General features: G+C 33.9%; 19 protein-coding genes and 5 pseudogenes. 6 read left to right on the forward strand and 18 right to left on the reverse strand.

Annotated features, from left to right (window positions below; genetic code table 11):
• Window positions 1-315: 315 nt before the first annotated feature.
• The 4 genes and pseudogenes from dapA to spoVFB all read right to left on the reverse strand — a co-directional run.
• The gene (dapA, locus tag AC0ONG_RS17500) at window positions 316-1,194 is read right to left on the reverse strand and encodes a 4-hydroxy-tetrahydrodipicolinate synthase (RefSeq protein ID WP_000564762.1); all 879 of its coding nucleotides are present in this window, start codon (window positions 1,192-1,194) and stop codon (window positions 316-318) included.
• An 11-nt stretch (window positions 1,195-1,205) separates the two neighbouring features.
• On the reverse strand, window positions 1,206-2,438 hold the full coding sequence (gene dapG, locus AC0ONG_RS17505) for an aspartate kinase (protein ID WP_000692458.1): 1,233 nt from the start codon (window positions 2,436-2,438) through the stop codon (window positions 1,206-1,208).
• 23 nt (window positions 2,439-2,461) lie between these two features.
• Window positions 2,462-3,508, reverse strand: a complete 1,047-nt coding sequence (gene asd / locus AC0ONG_RS17510) for an aspartate-semialdehyde dehydrogenase (protein ID WP_000414849.1) — start codon at window positions 3,506-3,508, stop codon at window positions 2,462-2,464.
• A 150-nt stretch (window positions 3,509-3,658) separates the two neighbouring features.
• Window positions 3,659-3,847 (reverse strand): annotated as a pseudogene (gene spoVFB, locus AC0ONG_RS17515) (dipicolinate synthase subunit B); the annotation flags it as partial.
• Between the two features lie 237 nt (window positions 3,848-4,084).
• On the opposite strand from spoVFB, the gene AC0ONG_RS17520 reads away from it, so the two are divergent.
• Both AC0ONG_RS17520 and AC0ONG_RS17525 read left to right on the forward strand, forming a co-directional pair.
• Window positions 4,085-5,740 (forward strand): EndoU domain-containing protein, encoded by a 1,656-nt coding sequence (locus tag AC0ONG_RS17520; RefSeq protein ID WP_086397942.1) that lies wholly within the window; start codon window positions 4,085-4,087, stop codon window positions 5,738-5,740.
• 20 nt (window positions 5,741-5,760) lie between these two features.
• Entirely contained in the window at window positions 5,761-6,171 is a 411-nt protein-coding gene (locus AC0ONG_RS17525) for a hypothetical protein (RefSeq protein ID WP_086397943.1), read from the forward strand.
• A 238-nt stretch (window positions 6,172-6,409) separates the two neighbouring features.
• Here AC0ONG_RS17525 and AC0ONG_RS17530 read toward each other — a convergent pair.
• Window positions 6,410-6,595: pseudogene (locus tag AC0ONG_RS17530) on the reverse strand (N-acetylmuramoyl-L-alanine amidase); the annotation flags it as partial.
• A 4-nt stretch (window positions 6,596-6,599) separates the two neighbouring features.
• Between AC0ONG_RS17530 and AC0ONG_RS17535 the strand changes: the two are divergent.
• The 3 genes and pseudogenes from AC0ONG_RS17535 to AC0ONG_RS17545 all read left to right on the forward strand — a co-directional run bounded on the left by AC0ONG_RS17535 (window position 6,600) and on the right by AC0ONG_RS17545 (window position 7,760).
• Window positions 6,600-7,061, forward strand: coding sequence for a hypothetical protein (locus AC0ONG_RS17535; protein ID WP_086397944.1), 462 nt, complete (start codon window positions 6,600-6,602; stop codon window positions 7,059-7,061).
• 60 nt (window positions 7,062-7,121) lie between these two features.
• A pseudogene (locus tag AC0ONG_RS17540) lies at window positions 7,122-7,310 on the forward strand (hypothetical protein); the annotation flags it as partial.
• Window positions 7,311-7,334: 24 nt separating this feature from the next.
• Entirely contained in the window at window positions 7,335-7,760 is a 426-nt protein-coding gene (locus AC0ONG_RS17545; RefSeq protein WP_086397946.1) for an SMI1/KNR4 family protein, read from the forward strand.
• 564 nt (window positions 7,761-8,324) lie between these two features.
• Here AC0ONG_RS17545 and AC0ONG_RS17550 read toward each other — a convergent pair.
• From AC0ONG_RS17550 to AC0ONG_RS17595, 10 genes and pseudogenes are all read right to left on the reverse strand, one after another.
• Window positions 8,325-9,134 carry a GH25 family lysozyme gene (locus tag AC0ONG_RS17550; RefSeq protein WP_086397947.1) on the reverse strand — a complete coding sequence of 270 codons (810 nt, stop codon included), beginning with the start codon at window positions 9,132-9,134 and terminating at the stop codon, window positions 8,325-8,327.
• On the reverse strand, window positions 9,134-9,370 hold the full coding sequence (locus AC0ONG_RS17555) for a BhlA/UviB family holin-like peptide (protein WP_001261076.1): 237 nt from the start codon (window positions 9,368-9,370) through the stop codon (window positions 9,134-9,136). Before AC0ONG_RS17555 ends, AC0ONG_RS17550 begins: the two co-directional genes overlap by 1 nt.
• Before the next feature lie 29 nt (window positions 9,371-9,399).
• The gene (locus AC0ONG_RS17560) at window positions 9,400-9,783 is read right to left on the reverse strand and encodes a hypothetical protein (RefSeq protein WP_086397948.1); all 384 of its coding nucleotides are present in this window, start codon (window positions 9,781-9,783) and stop codon (window positions 9,400-9,402) included.
• A 141-nt stretch (window positions 9,784-9,924) separates the two neighbouring features.
• Window positions 9,925-10,218, reverse strand: a pseudogene (locus tag AC0ONG_RS17565) (terminase large subunit); the annotation flags it as partial.
• Window positions 10,215-10,526: a P27 family phage terminase small subunit gene (locus tag AC0ONG_RS17570; RefSeq protein ID WP_000301142.1), complete on the reverse strand. Its 312-nt coding sequence runs from the start codon at window positions 10,524-10,526 to the stop codon at window positions 10,215-10,217. The gene AC0ONG_RS17570 and the pseudogene AC0ONG_RS17565, both read right to left, overlap by 4 nt.
• A gap of 118 nt (window positions 10,527-10,644) precedes the next feature.
• Window positions 10,645-10,980: an HNH endonuclease gene (locus tag AC0ONG_RS17575; protein WP_086397949.1), complete on the reverse strand. Its 336-nt coding sequence runs from the start codon at window positions 10,978-10,980 to the stop codon at window positions 10,645-10,647.
• Window positions 10,967-11,245, reverse strand: coding sequence for a hypothetical protein (locus AC0ONG_RS17580; protein ID WP_136996828.1), 279 nt, complete (start codon window positions 11,243-11,245; stop codon window positions 10,967-10,969). The genes AC0ONG_RS17575 and AC0ONG_RS17580 overlap by 14 nt, the downstream gene beginning before the upstream one ends.
• Before the next feature lies 1 nt (window position 11,246).
• Complete coding sequence (locus AC0ONG_RS17585; RefSeq protein WP_086397951.1) at window positions 11,247-11,492, reverse strand: hypothetical protein; 246 nt, start codon at window positions 11,490-11,492, stop codon at window positions 11,247-11,249.
• A gap of 77 nt (window positions 11,493-11,569) precedes the next feature.
• On the reverse strand, window positions 11,570-11,830 hold the full coding sequence (locus AC0ONG_RS17590) for a hypothetical protein (protein ID WP_065703326.1): 261 nt from the start codon (window positions 11,828-11,830) through the stop codon (window positions 11,570-11,572).
• Between the two features lie 258 nt (window positions 11,831-12,088).
• Entirely contained in the window at window positions 12,089-12,949 is an 861-nt protein-coding gene (locus AC0ONG_RS17595) for a hypothetical protein (RefSeq protein WP_098829313.1), read from the reverse strand.
• Window positions 12,950-13,646: 697 nt separating this feature from the next.
• On the opposite strand from AC0ONG_RS17595, the gene AC0ONG_RS17600 reads away from it, so the two are divergent.
• A complete protein-coding gene (locus AC0ONG_RS17600; protein ID WP_000434816.1) occupies window positions 13,647-13,847 on the forward strand; it encodes a cold-shock protein in 201 nt (66 codons plus the stop codon).
• Window positions 13,848-14,363: 516 nt separating this feature from the next.
• On the opposite strand, the gene AC0ONG_RS17605 is transcribed toward AC0ONG_RS17600, so the two are convergent.
• From AC0ONG_RS17605 to AC0ONG_RS17615, 3 genes and pseudogenes are all read right to left on the reverse strand, one after another.
• On the reverse strand, window positions 14,364-14,906 hold the full coding sequence (locus AC0ONG_RS17605; RefSeq protein ID WP_086397953.1) for a site-specific integrase: 543 nt from the start codon (window positions 14,904-14,906) through the stop codon (window positions 14,364-14,366).
• Window positions 14,906-15,386: pseudogene (locus tag AC0ONG_RS17610) on the reverse strand (ArpU family phage packaging/lysis transcriptional regulator). Before AC0ONG_RS17610 ends, AC0ONG_RS17605 begins: the two are co-directional and overlap by 1 nt.
• Before the next feature lie 27 nt (window positions 15,387-15,413).
• Window positions 15,414-15,584 (reverse strand): hypothetical protein, encoded by a 171-nt coding sequence (locus AC0ONG_RS17615; protein ID WP_170962521.1) that lies wholly within the window; start codon window positions 15,582-15,584, stop codon window positions 15,414-15,416.
• Between the last annotated feature and the right edge of the window lie 2,040 nt (window positions 15,585-17,624).

A 17,624-nucleotide genomic window follows, 5' to 3' on the forward strand; every position in this document is an offset into this window, starting at 1 on the left:
TATAAACATTGTATTACATGACAAAAAGCTATGAATTACAAAATCTAATAGAAATTTAATAAGATTAAATTTTTAGGGGGATTTGACAGTCACTATCGAGGACAAGAGGTTGGAACCAAATTAATAAAAGAACAATATCATACTTTATCAAGTAGAGCACGCGTAGCGTAATGTACTCGTTTTCAATATTATAGGTTCATATACAGATGAGAAAGGCAAGCTTAAAATCATTTTATAAAAGATTTACTTTAAAACAGATTCAAACATTTTCATATCAATAAAAAAATGACCTAGTGTGAAACTAGGTCATTTTTATTAACGAGGAATAGATTGCATTACAGATTGTAACGTTACTCTTTCTTCTTCTGTTAATGGAAGAAGTGGTAAACGTACAGAACCTACATCTAATCCAACCATTTGTAACGCTGTTTTTACTGGAGTTGGACTTGGCGCCATAAATAATGAATCAGTTACTCTTACAAGTAATTGATGTAATTTTTGTGCCTTCTTAAACTCTCCTGCAAGAAATGCTGTAATCATTTCTTGCATTTCGTTTCCGATAACATGAGATGCTACCGAAACGATACCTTTCGCTCCAACTGCCATAGCCGGTAACGTTAAACCGTCATCACCGCTGTATACCGCAAAGTCGTCCGCTGTTTTTTCAATGATTTCTGTCATTGTTAACACATCGCCGCCTGCATCTTTAATAGCAACAATGTTTTCTATTTCTGATAAACGAACAACTGTATCAACGGAGATTTGTACAATAGATCGTCCTGGAACGTTATATAGCATAACCGGAAGTGGCGTACTTTCAGCAATTGCTTTAAAATGCTGATACATTCCTTCTTGACTCGGTTTGTTATAATACGGTGCTACTAGCATTACTGCATCCACACCAACTTCTGTTGCCTTTTTAGTTAAATCAATAGAAGCATGCGTATTATTGCTACCTGTTCCAGCGATTACGGGCACTCTTTTATCGACAACAGATACGACATGGCGATATAACGCTACCTTCTCTTCTGAAGTTAATGTAGGAGATTCTCCTGTCGTTCCTCCTACCACGATTGCTGTTGTACCGTTATCAATTAAATAATTTACCAATTTCGTTGTCTTTGCAAAATCGATATTCCCGTTTATATCAAACGGTGTTACCATCGCGGTTGCAATTGTCCCAAAATCTATCATGGTCTCACTCCTTATTGTTCCAGTTGCTTTTCTTTTGAAAGCTCAAACGCACTATGTAATGCATTTACAGCCTCCACTAAATCAGTTTCTTTTACAAGAACCCAAATTGTTGTATGACTATCTGCCGATTGCAGAATTTGAATACCTTTTTCCGCTAAAGCTGTAACGATTTTCGCAGTAACCCCTGGGTATCCTGCCATTCCAGCTCCAACGATAGATACTTTCGCACAATGTTCTGTCACAATTGGCTCATATCCAAGGTTCTTTAATAATTTAACTGCATGACTTGATACATTATCACTCACCGTATATGCTACGCCAGTAGGTGAAATATTAATTAAATCAACACTTATTCCTTCGTTCGCCATCTCTTTAAACACATGTTGTTGCAAATCATATGCCGTTTCTTTTGCAAGCACTTTAATTTGCGTTACGTTTGATACGTGGGCGATACCTGTAACAGGACGTTCTTCTACATCACGACCTCTTGTAGCACCGTCATATGCTGAAATAAGCGTACCTTCACTATCAGAATACGTAGAACGTACACGAAGTGGCACTTTTGCATGCATCGCAATTTCAACTGCACGTGGATGAACGACTTTCGCACCTTGATAAGCCATGTTACAAATTTCGTTATACGTTACAGTTTGAAGATGACGTGCATCTTTTACAATACGAGGATCCGCAGTCATAACACCTTCTACATCAGTGAATATATCGATGTATTCAGCATGAAGTGCAACACCTAATGCTGAAGCTGAAGTATCACTACCTCCGCGTCCAAGTGTTGTCGTATCACCTTTTTTCGTTTGCCCTTGGAATCCTGTAACGACGATTACATCTACATTTTCTAACTCTTCATGTATACGATCGCAATTCATTTCAATAATCTTTGCATTCGTAAAGTCATCATTCGTTACAAAGCCAGCTTGTGCACCATTTAATGCTGCTGCTTTTATACTATTCTCATTCAACATATTAGAGAAAACAATTGCAGAGATTAACTCTCCGCACGATAATAATAAATCTTGCTCACGTTTAGAAATAGTAGATTCCTCTTGATTTACAAGACTTAATAACGTATCCGTTGCATATGGTTCACCTTTACGGCCCATAGCAGATACGACAGTAACTACTTTATAACCAGCAGCTAATGATTTTTTTATATGATGAAGCGCATGCTTACGTCCATTGTCATCACGTACTGATGTGCCACCAAATTTTTGAACAATTATTTTCATATTTTGCACCTTCTCTTAGCCGTTTACACTAATTGTAATTTTACTAAGCGCTCTGCAATTTGAACAGAATTCCATGCAGCGCCTTTTAATAAGTTATCAGATACGACCCAAAGATGGAATCCTTTATCGTTATTTAAATCTTTACGGATTCTTCCAACGAATACTTCGTTTTTACCTACTGCAGTAGCTGGCATTGGATATAACTGCTCTTCTGGATTATCTTGCAGAACAATACCTTCCGCATTTGCAAGTAAGCTCTTTAATTCTTCTACTGTTACGCCTTCTTTTTCTACTTCGATGTAAACAGACTCAGAGTGTCCTGATACAACTGGTAAACGTACACACGTTGCCGCTACTTCTAATTCAGGCATATGCATAATTTTTTTCGTTTCGTTAATCATTTTCATTTCTTCAAATGTAAATCCATTATCTTGGAACTTATCAATCTGTGGAATCGCATTAAAAGCAATTGGGAAATGCTTCTTATCACCTGATACAGGAAGAACATTTGCCTTAACTTCTTCGCCATTTAAGATTGCTTGTGATTGTTCATGAAGTTCTTCAATAGCTGCCGCACCAGCACCTGATACAGCTTGATATGTGGAAACGATTACTCGTTTTAAACCATATTGCTGACGAACTGGCTCAAGAGCTACTACCATTTGAATTGTAGAACAGTTTGGATTTGCAATAATGCCATTATGTTCTTTTAAGTCATTTTCATTTACTTCAGGTACAACAAGTGGCACGTTTTCTGTCATACGGAATGCACTTGTATTATCAACAACAATCGCACCGCGTTTTGCTGCTTCTGGCGCTAATTGTTTCGATACAGATCCACCAGCACTAAATAGTGCGATATCTACTCCTTCAAAGCTTTCAGGAGTTGCCTCTTGAACTGTAAATTCTTCGCCTTTAAATACAAGTTTCTTACCTGCAGATCGTTTAGATGAAAGTAACGTTAACTTCCCAATCGGAAATTCTCGTTTCTCTAAAGTATTTAACATTTGTTCACCAACTGCGCCGGTTGCTCCAACTACAGCGACATGAAAAGTTTTTTGCTTTTCCATCACTATGCCCCTTTCTAGATACCAATCCTTCTATAACTTAGAATCAGAAGGAGTATACAATACCCCTTCTAATCTTAATAACGTTAATTTTATCATATTCTACAGTAAGAATGATGGTTTCATCAAAAATTGTCCGTTTTTTTTCGTTTTTTAATTCATATATCTGAATTTTTCTACGACCACCGGTTGCAATTGCTTTCCTTGCAGTGCTTCTAATACTGTGTCTTCCAGCAGCTCCATGCGAGCTACCATTGAGTTCGGTTTTTTCTCTGGTGCATCTTGACCGAATGGAACGAAGTAGATGTTTTTTGTTGCCATTAGGCGCATGAGGTTGACGCCAACAGGGTGATAACAATATAAATATTTCTTTTTTCTTCTATTATATATTCATTTCAAATCCTGTAAATTTATTTTGTATACCATATTCTTCATAGGTACCCATAAACGAATTCGATGGTACTTTAGTAATTAAATGGAAAAGTTCTACTTTGATATTGAGTTTACTACAGTAGCATATTTACATATATATCCTTTAATTGGTATGATTTACTTGTTCACATAAAAGGGGGGAGATTTTTGAGTTTAAACATGTATTTAGGGGAAGTACATGCCCAAACACAAAGTATGAATGCTGTATGTACGGCTACCATTCAAGCTATGGAACAAGCGATTCAGTCAATTGACGCTTTTGCAATTGATACTGTGTTACAAGGACAAACATATAGCAGTGCAAAAGCCTATCTTGTCCAAACATTTCGGCCTTTGGCGCAAGGCATTATATACTTATGTGAAGAATTAATTCGTCAAAACGATGCGTTTCCAAATGAATTTCAAGCAAAAGTTGCTTCGACAGATGTTATCGAACAAGAAATAAAAGAACAAATCCAAGAAATCAATCAAACAATTGCAAGTATTGAAGCAATAGAGGTACTTACACCAATGCCTGGAGTAGAAGCAATTGTGGTTGTTTTAGTTGCGATGAGAAAAAAACTTGAAGAAAAACTAGAGCATTTATATGAATTTAATTATACATCCAGTAATAACTACAGCACGGCCCTTCAACTAGCAGCTAGTATTGCTACTGGTCTTGCCGAAGTCCAAAGCGGAAAAGGATTTAGTCCTGCAAGCGGCACGTTTAGTACACAAGGGTTGAATATGGAGTGGACGACTTCCATTCAGGCGATTGAAGAAGATAGGAAGCGTCAGGCCGACAATCTTTTAAATGGTAGTTCAATTGAAGAAGGAGCAATGTGCGGTCCATTAAATAGTGAAAAAAAAGATGAATCTTTACTAGATAAGTTTAAACATGGTGTCGAAGATATTTATGAAGGTGCTTGGGACTTTATACAAGGCGCTGGCAGTGCAGTAGCTGAAGACTATATTGGACTAACACCACCTGATAATGATAAATTAGAAAGCAAAGCAACTTATCAAGCTGGAAGATTCACTGGACATATTATATCAACGGCAGGATCTATTGTAGAAATTTTTGAAGGTATTTCAGTCATAGGTGGGGCTAATTTCTTAACATTCGTCGCAGAAGTAGGAAGTGGTGGGTTAGCATCACCAATTGTTCTTCCATTAGATGCAGTTGCTACAGCGGCTGGTGTTGGTGCTGTTGTACACGGTGGATTGGTTTGGGATAAATCGATTCAAAATGCCAAGGATACTCTTCAAAAATTCGAGTCTTCTCCATCTTCTGGTGAGCGTGTTAATAAAGTTAAAGAGAATGGTAAACTTGATAAAGAGGGAAATGCAACTAAAAAAACAGATAATTCTGGTAATGAAACCAGCGGAGCTAATTCCACAATCACACCCGAAATGGAAGAAAAAATTCTGTGGGGACAAAGAAAAAACCCTAATAAGAATGAGATTATTGGGGGACATTCTTCTGGAATAAATAATAATCATCATAACTATGTTGTAGAGGAAATTAAAATTAATCCAGATGGAACAAAGAACATTAAGTATACTACTCAGTTTCCAGATGGTAAATTATCTAAAATAAAAAGTAGTACAGTATTTCCAGATGGGTGGAGTGACACAAAAATACTAAAATGCGTTGAGAATATCGGGAATTCTAAATTAATAAGTACTAGAGCTAGGGACGGAGCAACTTGGCATCGAGGTACTATTGATGGTGTAGAAATAGATGTGATAAAGAAAGGAGATAGTGTTATTAGTGCCTATCCGACAGGTAAAGCTAATGCATTACCACCATCTGGATTTTAGAAATAAAGGAGGAATAAGAAATGTATGAAGAATTAAATGAAATATTATCCGAAAATAGTTCAGAAGATTCTTGGTATGATGATGGATTTATGTATGCTCAAGAACTGCTGAATGATTTTACTGACAAAGATTGGGGAAAATTATTTCAAAGTATTAATGATAAAAATGATAAGTGGAAAATTAGGCTGGCTTATTGCATTGATGATGATTTAGGAATAAATGGATTGGAATTACTATTGAATATGCTTGATGAAAGTGATGAAGTTGTTGAGACTACGATAGATTCTTTAAGGTCTTTCAATTCTGAAGAACATAAAAAGATGATAGTATCCAATAGTCGAGTAATTGATACAGCACAAAAATTATTGGAAAAGGCTAGCTTCCCCGTCAAAAGAGTTCTAGAAGATTTTTTGAAAGATATTAAAAATTAATTTTTTCGGAATATGAAGAAGAAGAAGAAGTAGCATGGGTGAAAGTAATTGAATTTGACTAGCTATTTTGCTAGATTCTTAGCATAAGTAAAGGAGAGAACTTTTCGAAGAAACAGTTTTCTTTAAGATTGGATATTTCAATGAAGCATGTTATCTAGCTTGGAATAAGTGAAGAGAAGTTACATATGGAGAATAATCAACAAAAGAGACCTCACATTTGAGGTCTCTTTTGTAACTCTTACTTTACATACACATAGGCTTCAATTGCTGATACATAGTATGTTTTGCCCTTGCTATTGTGTACTTTGTATTGTGGCGAATCATTCACACTTACCTTTGCACCAATAGTAAAGTCTAATCCCATATCTACAGAACCAGCAACATCTTTACCCTGCCAAAAAGGAGATTCATAGAAAGGAGAATTTTATATGTCTTTAGATAAGTATAAAAATATGTCTGATGAAGAGTTTAAACAATTGTCTACTGAAGAATTTCAAAACTATATAAGATTAAAGCAAGAAGATTTTTCAAGACATTATAGGAAAATAAATGAAATTACTATAGATGTGATGTTAAAACCTCAGGAAGCAATAGAAATTGCTAAACATTATCATAAGAAAAATAAATTAGGTGGAGTAGTTAATGAAGATATCAACCATCTTTTCTTTGATGAGGCTTATACATTTAAAATTGAGAAAGAAAATAGAAACAACGATGATATAAGACCAGCTTGGAGAATATTAGTGGATTTACCAAAAAAACCTTTTCTTATGGAGGACTATACACTAATTGTGTCTGATAGGGATAAAAAAGTAATGGGTATGCTCGATCCAAATGGGCATCCAGTATTTAAAGGCAATGAATTTACAGATGAGGATTCTGAAGATTAATTAAGGTAATTATTCGTTTGTTTTTAAATGGTAATGGTAAAATTATTTCTGCATTTCCAAGACAAGTTCGATGATGAAGATGAAATCTCTCTTAAAATAGAAACTATTACATTACGAAATCTAATACACATTTGGATAAATGATCACACAAAACCATCTGAACTTACTCCCGCAGAAAAAGCCAAGGAAATACGAGAACATTGGAAAAAACGTGGTAGTGAGTATGTTTTACTAGGAGAAGGTATTTAAAATTAAACATAGAGGTGAAAACAAATGAATTATAATGAAGTAGAGTCTATATTATCAAATATTCTAGAAAGAGAAACCGAGGTATTAGACAAGCCAACAGATAAAGAATGGAAAGAATTAAGTAATAAATTTAATTGCTCGTTTAGTAATGAATTTAAATATTTTATTGAGTTGATGACATTCTGGTCATTTCCAGGTGATATTTATAATATTTCAAAGGGTAAAACAAATGGAAATGATACACTAGAAGAGGTATATAATTATGAAATGAGTAATGGTAATTGGGATTCAAATATGCTCCCCTTCTATGGTATTGGAAATGGAGATTATTTTTGCTTACATAGATTAGAATCGAAGGTGTATTATTACTATGATGATAAAGGGAAATTCGAAGAATATTGCGATAGCTTCAAAGCATGGATAGAGGATTTACCAAATTTTTTAGCTTAAAATCTGTTTGAAATGGACTTATTTAAAGTTACGACTCAAATACCTCACGAATTAGATGTGTACCCCAATTACATCTAACATTTGGGGTGCATTTCATAATAGATGGCCTTTTTCGTTAAATTAAAGCACATTCACATACATATCACTAGCGTAAAATAGAACACTTATATAGAAATCATGTTTTGTTAAATTGCTGTGATTTTATATGGAAGAAAAATTTTTATATAATGATACATTTATTAATATCAACTAGGAGGAACATTCCTTGAAAGTTGTACGCTCTATATTTAAGGGCTTTCGTTTAATAGGTTTAATTATAAAGCCTGTACTTAAAGCATTATCTAAAAGTAAATTTTAAATCTCATAAATATTAAAATCCCCTTCTGCATATAGGTGCAAAAGGGGATTTTTTTCAAATTATTCTATTCGTTCTACAGACAGTACTCATAGATAAATAAGAAACGGTGTATATTTACCCTAACATTTATAAAGATGAAAATCAATATATAATTATCTACATATAGAACCAGATAATAATTTTTTTCATAAAACTATTCTTTTGTTTTATTTTTTAATGTACTCGTACCACCAGTTTCTTTCATCCATCCAAGCTGTAATCTTATCAAGTTCGCCATTAGGCAGTACTTCAGTTTGTAAGTACGCTAAACCAGTTAATGGATCAGAGACAACCTTCCCTTTTGTTCCACGCTCATTCATAGCGTTTACGACTTCCTGAACCAATGAAATACCAAAACCACCAGATTTAACATATTGATAGCCGCCATTGGCAATAGCTTGTTCTGGTCGTTTTTCTCCTGTAAACCAAGATAATGATTTACTGCCAATCAATTGGTTCAAATCACACTTACCAATACCAGGTACATTACCTGTCTCTGTGTATTTCCAGATATCACATGGATAAGCTGGTCTATTCCCACCATATCGAGGAATCCATACGAAATCAGCGTTTACTTGACCCGCTTGGAACTCTTTATATGTATGATGACCAACATATAGCCCAACTTTTTTAGCACCTAATTGGCGCAATTCATCAATAAAAGCTAACGTTCCAGCTAACATATTCCCCATTGTTTTCACTTCCACATCAGCTACCCAAAACAATGCATCTTTATCTCCACGATTCCAAAAGTCACGAGCTTCTACACGTGCATCATTGTCAGAAACGAATCGACAAAACGCATAGTTACCAAAAAGAACACTACGTTTTTTCATTTCACCAACATAACTTGGATACATATGATCAACTACATTAGAACCATCTTGTACCCTAGCAATTACTAAGTCTAATTGTGGTGCTGCTACATCCCAGTTAATATTACCATTCCATTTTAAAATATCTACGATATACCCCATTATTGAACATCTCCTTCAAATAGTTTTTGTTTGATTTCTGTTACATCTTTAGAGATAGATCCAAAAGCCTTCGCTTGCTCTTCTATTACTTGTTGGTTTCTATCAATTACTTGTTGATACTTTTCTTCACGTTGCTCATTCTTTTTTTGTGTAGTAAATAGCATCCACACAAATAACGCTGCAAATGCACCTTGTTGAATGACTGAGTTGAAAATCGCATCTTCCACTGTTCTCATCTCCTTTTTAGGCAATAAAAAAAGACCAACTAATGCTGCTCCTGCTCTGTTTGCGTATTATTTTCATTAGTCGGCTTTAGTGGTTCTTGTAGTGGATAAGAACTGGTGAGCGATGTATAACACTCCATACAAATGTACTTTTTCGCAAATCCCATATCTAGTTCATATAGACGTGCTCCACGTTTGCAGATTTCGCATCCGGTTGCATTTCTAAAACTTATGGTTCCATCAAGTTCTCTCCACACATCGACTTTATTCATGCCATTTGAAAGCCCTGCGTTATTTAATACATTGATGGGGATGTTTACAAAAATTCCAGTTTCAGATCTTTCCAGCTCTACTAAATATCCCATAAACGGTGTTACATCCCCAGGTTGTGGAGGTGCAACAGCTGAATTTTGATTCTGATTCATATACTATTACTCCTTTCTCCTTTCTCCTTTCTCCTTTCTCCTTTCTCCCAAGCTATTAAAGTGCCATCCATTTGAGTTACAGACATAGAATCCAAACCCTCGGTTTCCTTCTACAAAACGAATATGTCCCCATTGTTGGAATCCACCGCCACGGCCAAGCATCCACAAGAATTTCCTATAAAACACACGGCCATTTTTATTATAAAATAAAAAGACGAATGCTATTAAGAATTTTTGAAATGATTGTAATGGAAAGTACCACTTTTCACCAAAGCGGATACACTTCTCGATCATTTCATCATCAAAATACAAGTCGTCTCTGTTTAAAACGTATTTTTCCAGGTATTCAATTAACAATTCTCTTTCATTGTTGAACTTTACTTCACCACTTCTATAAAGTTCAATGTATTCATCTACATATTTTTGCCTAATCATACTAAATCACTTGGACTGTAACCTGAATTAGAAGCACCAACTTTAGGAGAAAGTTTTATATCTCTTCCCAAAGCAATTAATGAACTGTTAATTTTATTCCTCTCACTTATAAGAGGGTGGGCTTTAACAAAAACTTGAGAACCGTTTTTTATCGTTACGGACTCGCCTTCTTTATTAATAGTTTTATTTATTTTTCTAAATGCTTTTACAAGATCAATATATCTTTCTACCTTTTCGACTTCGACTAAATCTGTAATATCAATACTATTCATAAGCTGTTCTTTTAACCTCACAATACTAACAGCCATCTCCCCCCCTTACGTGCGTAAAATCGAAAAAAACCTGACAGTTACCCCCCTCCTCCGGTGCCCCTTAGAGCATTTTTTGATGAAATATTTTAAGGGGGGTACTGTTTCTGAATTATTTTCACCACTTTTCATCGTTTTCCCATTTATTCGGTTCCTTTTTGAATGTTCTACCGTGTTCTTTGTTATGGCAATCCACACAGACTGTCTCTAGATTGTCCATTTCTAATGCAAGTTCTGGATGATGCTCGAGCTCTTTGATATGATGGACAACGAGCTGTATCTTCTTACGCTTGGCACTCTCACTGTATTCATTCGTGTCTGTTTGTACTCGACCATTACGTTTACATTCCTGACATTCATAGTTGTCACGCTTCTTTACTTGTTCACGAATACTCTTCCAATCACCACTGTCATAAAACTTACGCTTCTGTTGTTTGGTTTTATACCCTTTCATTTGTCTTTACCAAACAATTCTTATTACCTTTATCTCTTTCCAATAAATCTTTTATTGGTGTTTGTTTAATCATAGATTGCGATATTAATTTACCTTGACAATAAGGCTCTACTGTATCGCTTTGGTTTGCAAATCTACCCATAACCTTCTCCAATTTCTCTAATGCATCTACACATTCATTAACAGCTTCAGTTACTTCTTTCATTTGTTTTAATGCTTCAGGAGTATCCGCATCGATATTAATCTTTAATTTGTTATTAGCCATTTCATTCATCCTCCATTAATTCACATTCTCTTATTCTTGTAAGTGCATCCTCAGGAGTACCTAAGATATTATCCGCGCTATAACTTGCACTTACCTGATCACTTAATAGATTTACCTTATCTTTTAAGCCCTCCAGAGTTTGAAACAATGCATTTACTGATTTCCTTAATTCTTGATTTTCTTTAGCTATATTAGATAAAAATTCAAGTTTCTTTTTCAACTTGATGTTTTCTAACATGGCATCCATTATTTTCACCACCTTTTAATTCCAAAATAAAAGGTCGCCATCCATATCGATAGCGACCTTGCAGTTATTAACTATTCCTATCCTCTTTTAATACCTGTAATAAATGGTTTAAGTACAGACTTTGCAGCAACTCCTAAACTCTCATCAATTTGCACTTCTAGGGTCTCAATTGAAGAAATATGTAGAGGATTTATTGAAAGGTTTAAAAAGTGAACAAACCCTTTATACAATTCACCTTCTTTATTTGAGATACGACTCATAAAGTCTTCTGGGTGAACATCAAGATCATACTCTTTACCGCTATCCATAATAACTCTTGTATGCAATGTTCTAGCCATCCTTGCACACCTCATTCCATCTACCTAGGATGTTGTTAGCTCAAAGAAGAGCAAAAGCTCTCCTTAATAACGGTATCATTCAATCGCTACCATTTGCTGGTTTCGGATTTTATGTGCCGATATTACGAACCGTTTAGAATATTAGAAACAACATAGTAAGTTGTGTTTTCCGCCACTTCTCACAATATAAATATAACATGGAAACCTCAAAATAACCGGCATATTTTCTGCCAAAAATCGGCCACAACTCTGCCACAGTTAAATTCCTTGGAATACCGCTAATGTGATTTTATTTATACCTGGTACTATTAAATACACAAATCCATTTATCAATATAAAGGAAATCAACAGCATACATATAGTCGCGATAATATAATTAGTAAATTTATAAATAAACAACCTTTTATACATCCACATAATACAGCTATTTGTATCCCCTTTATTTTTCACATTAACAATCCAATTCAATACAAAGAACAACTGGAATCTAATAATCCAAATCAAACTTATATAAAGTAATCCAATCCCAAAAAATTTTAACATTATTGTGATAAACTCCTGATGATAAGTACTTGAAACGTTAAAAAATCTTCCGATCAATCCATGCCATCCACCAGTTTTTATAAACTGCTCCGCGTTATCAATATTAGAATTGCTTATTATTGGAGAACTCAAACTCATATTAACTATAAGAAACATACACCAATAAACAAGTGGAAAGAACAGCCCCATCTTATCTTTCGTAGGTAACTCTTGCAATATCGCTACTTTATGTACCCCGTAAATTATTAATATTGAAATAATAAGACCAAAAGAGAATGTTATATACCCAAAATTTATTATCTCATTTCTGTAAACTAAAGATAGATAAATTAAAATAAGAGAAGCTATTATATGGATAATTAACCATTCTCTTGGTATGTCACTATTTACTTTTCTTGTTTCCATAATTTTTGGTGGAAGATTAATAATTTGAATGTGTTTAATTGAGTTATTTATAGTGGTAGCAGCTACTTCATTTTTTTTATTGGGTGTTCGAAAAATCCAAATCACAATAATCCCTAACACCGTATAAATCGCACTTGCAATAAGATTTCCCATAATCCCGTCAAAACTCAATTCAATCACTCCTTTATTTTTTATGCTTTATCTCTTTATACATTAATGTTTTAATTCCTACTTATTTTTGTTGAAATATTTTTTTCTGAAAAATTACAATATTTCATTTCCACTCCTATATTCTTTATAGAACAAATAACAATTTTTTATTTAATCGACTTACCCATATCTTATATTGTGTGTAACTGACCCCTTCGCTGAATCCCTTGGTATCATTGATTTTATTTAATTTTCTCTTTTGAGTTACACAGTACGAAAATTATGAGTAACTGTATAGGGATACCACCAACATTTTGTAAAATAACCTACGCTATGTGGAAAAATAAAATAAGCTGCCCATATGGACAGCTTATTTACATAATTATCGTTATCAGAAGTAAAATTTAACTCGAAAATAGCTGATTTTATCAATTGTTGAATGTCTGAAAAAAATCAAACCAATGATGTTGTTGAGATCCTTTGGAAATTTCTTGCTGTGATGACTATCATAGTGACTTTTTCTCTAGCAACAACTATTAGTAGCTAATTACCATAAGGACTTATTTTTGAAATTTGCTATTTTTTAGAAAGTGTGTTAATTTAAGAAAGACCTATTTTTGTTTGGCTTGAGATTAAGAATAAAATTTGTTTTTCGTCTAAGGTATTTGAGCAAGGGTAGTAACATATGTGTGGGTATCCACACTAGGAGGCAACAATTATGGAACAAGGTAAAGTAAAATGGTTTAATGCAGACAAAGGTTTTGGATTCATCGAGCGTGAAGGTGGAGAAGACGTATTCGTACATTTCTCAGCTATCCAAATCGACGGTTTCAAATCTTTAGACGAAGGACAAAGTGTAACGTTTGAAGTAGAAAAAGGACAACGTGGCCTACAAGCTACTAATGTTCAAAAAGCTTAATATTAGCTGATGAAAGACCCTCTTGTAGGGTCTTTTTTTATTTTGTTACAATATTCCGAATACAACTTTTTCAAGGGGATTTGGGTTGCTTAACTTTTAATAAAAAAGAAGATGTTAGAAATCATAGTTTTAGCATTATGGGCTTTTTCTTTTAGTTATCTTGCAATTATATTAGGAATTCCAAAAAACGGATTATGTATAGTCGTAGGATTTTCAATCTCATTTGTTGATGGAATTTTGATTGTGCATCTATTTCAAAATAAGAATAGAAATGGAAAATCATTTTGTTTGATTGTATATCTCATACACGTCTAGTTAACATGACGTCTCATTATCGGTAGCAAGGAACCTTCTTTTTTGTTCTATGGTTCTATGCATTTTTTATACATTCCTATCCTAGCGAGGTTTTAGGCTTCTTGTTTGTTACTGGAACTGTATAAAATCTTGCATACTCTTCACGTAGGTTTTTTCCAAAATGCTGTGATACCCCTAGATTAAAAAAGAAATAAACAATGATTAAATTTTAAACCTAGTCATTGCTTTATCCATTGCATCTTGGTTTACACCTATATAACGTAACGTTACCTTCTCTGATGAGTGATTGAATATCTCCATAAGTAATGCTATGTTTTTTGTTTGCATGTACATGTGATACCCGTATGTTTTTCTTAATGTATGTGTTCCGATTTCATCTAATCCGAATTCTGCTGCTACTCCACTTAATATCTTATATGCCATGCTACGACCAATCGGACGATTCCTACCTTGTCTACTTTGTAATAGGTACTCATTATCTTCTCTTTTTTCAATAAACCATTTAAGTTCTCTTTTCAGTGCTACAGTAATTTGTATTCGTTTCTGTTTCCCTGTTTTCTTTTCTCTCATAGATATATGACTACCTTTGACATCTCCTACCTTCAATTTCAAAATGTCCGAGATTCTCAGGCCTGTATTGATTCCCATAATAAAGAGAATGTAATTACGTAAGCTCTTTTCCTTAAAATATTCTTTTAACTGCTGTATTTGTTCTGGATCACGTATTGGCTGAACAAAATTCATTATTCATTACCTCCAGTTTCTTCAGTCTCATAAACTTCTAATCTAAGAGCAAAAGCAAGTTTATAAAATACTCTTGCCTTAACACGTCGATAAGTACGCTCGCTCATGCCAATTTCGTTATATACCATATAATCACATACATCTTCCTCTTCTAAATAACGCTTAATGATGATGTCTCTTTGATCCTTTCCTGCACGCCCATTACCCAAACGACTAAGAAACTGGTCAATACGAAATGATGTTTGCTTTATCCACTCTTCTCTTTTACTTTGTTGAATTAGCCATCGCTACATCTTCTAATGGCTTCCCTACATCATTTGTAGGTCCGTGATATCTAATTTCATAAGAAGGAGTGACTTTCATTTCTTCACGCATCATTCCAAACTGTCTATATAAACGTACATTTTCGAGAACACCTTCTAATTTCTTCTGCGTTGCTACTCTATCAATTTTTGGTAAGAAAGATAATTGTTTAGTCATGTAAGACCACTCCTTTTTATTTTTAAATTACTTTTGTCTTAATGCTCCGCGTCTTCGTTCATAACAAGGTTTATGCATCCCCATTAAATCCTCAATTTCACGAGTACTTAATTTCTCTTTTTGTTTTTTCTTGTTTTTCTTCTTTCCTTGCTTGGATTGCTTTTTCCATTCATGCAACTGATCCTTTAATCCCTTCATTTCCCCATCTCCCTTTTCAAAATAAAAAGGACACCTATTCCTAAAACAGCTTTCATTGCTGCTTTAATGAATTGGTGTCCTCTAGTTTTCTAGCCGGACTATATTCTGTTTGCTTTACTTTAAAAAGATTATTTTGTTCAAATTTTGGATAGATGTTAATATTCTTCACAAAGGAGGTCTTACTGATGAAAAAGATTTTTTTAGTCATTTTCATAGCAATTTTCCTTTTAATAATTTTATATTTTGTTGGGATGTCAATTTTTTGGAACCAACCTTAGATTAAAAGAAACAATAAATTACCACCATGATTATTTAATAAACATTCCGTCAATAATGTAGATAGGCAATAGCCTGAACTCATTTAATGAATCCCTAACCTTTCTCCGATCCCCACGGAGAACCAGCCAAGCAGTTAGCTTTTGCTAGCTGCTTTTTTTGTTGATAATTCTTTTAAGAGGAGCAAGTTATATGCATAATAGCTCAAATAAAATCCATACTATATTTAAGTTAGGTCTTAAAATCTAAAACCCTTATTTCAAATTTAGACCTAATATATCGCTCCTCCCTCTTCCCTGGGGCACAGTAGCTAGCTCTTGCTAGCTGCTCTTTTATTGAATAAATTTCTAAAACATGTTAATGATATAGATACACCAAGGTTGAATACGAATGATCATTGTATTCTTCTTATTCACTGTGCAGTTAGCTTTTGCTAACTGCTTTTTTCTTGCGTTCCGGCTCTTACTTCTTGAAATACTCCTTGACTGCCTTTTCCCAATAAGTACCCATCCTTTATTCCACCTTGAACAAATTTAAAAATCTTGTCTATGTTATAGATACATTCAATTATTGAACTTCCAAATCTAAGTATTAAGTGAATAAAATTCTAATTTTTTCCGATACTATGAAAGAATTTAAAAGATTATTTTAAATTCTTTCCACTCTAGCTCTCTTGGTCGAGAGATGAGCAGTTAGCTTTTGCTAACTGCCTTTTTTGATTTTATCCGAATAAAATTCTAAATTATGCCCGATACTATAAATGGGCTGATACAGCTTGAATTCACAGTGACCTCTGTAATATTCTTTTCCCTTTCTCTGAGGGCTGAGCAGTTAACCTTTGTTAACTGCTCTTTTTGTATTGAGTTGATAATAATCTTTAGGTCTTATTTCTCTTCTGCGCCATATACTTTTAACCTAAGTATCCAACTCAAAGTGTTACCTCCTATCTTAAAGAGCACTTATGCATGGTGCTCTTTTTTAGTTTCCTTATTCCTACAAAATGAAAGTTTCATTAAGATCATTATTATTTCCACATAATACTTTTAATTCTGCTTATACTATAGCTGTAACTTAAAGTTACATATCATTTACTTGTAGGGCCTAATTTTCTTTTGCACAACAAGTAGTTAGTTAACGAAACTAACTGCTTTGTTGTGCAAAATGAAGTTTTCATACGCTTTTAAACACATTTAAAAATAAATCCATATGATATTACGTATTCCTCTCTCTTAGAAAATGGGTCTTGGTCAGAAGAGCACTTTTACGAAGTGCTCTTTTCTCGTTCTTATGAAATAAAGGCTTCACGTACATTAGAAACGTACATACAATAATCATGATTATCTCTCATTATTAATCATTTAGTATTATTCTCGATACAATCTTTGGTCATAAAGCACCTTTCTCCCAAGGCGCTTTTTAATTTTCAAATAAGGATTTTGTTAAAGAACTGGATAAAATTCAATATTCCGCCAATACTAATCACAATACAATCTGCTTATTACCCAGGTTGTATCGAATTGGGCAGTTATTTGCATTAACTGCTCGATTTTAATTTTTGTTACATAAACTTGATATTTTTGTCCATACTATAATCAACCATGTAATTTTGTACTCCTAAATTCATGGGTGTAATTTCTCATTGCAGTTAGCTTTTGCTAGCTGCTCTTTTGTATTGAGTTAAGAATAAATTTTAGTTCTTATTTCTTTTCTACGTCATATAATTTTAACCTACAAATCCAGCTCAAAGTGTTACCTCCTATCTTA

The sequence above is a fragment of the Bacillus sp. TCT6 genome, assembly GCF_056033845.1.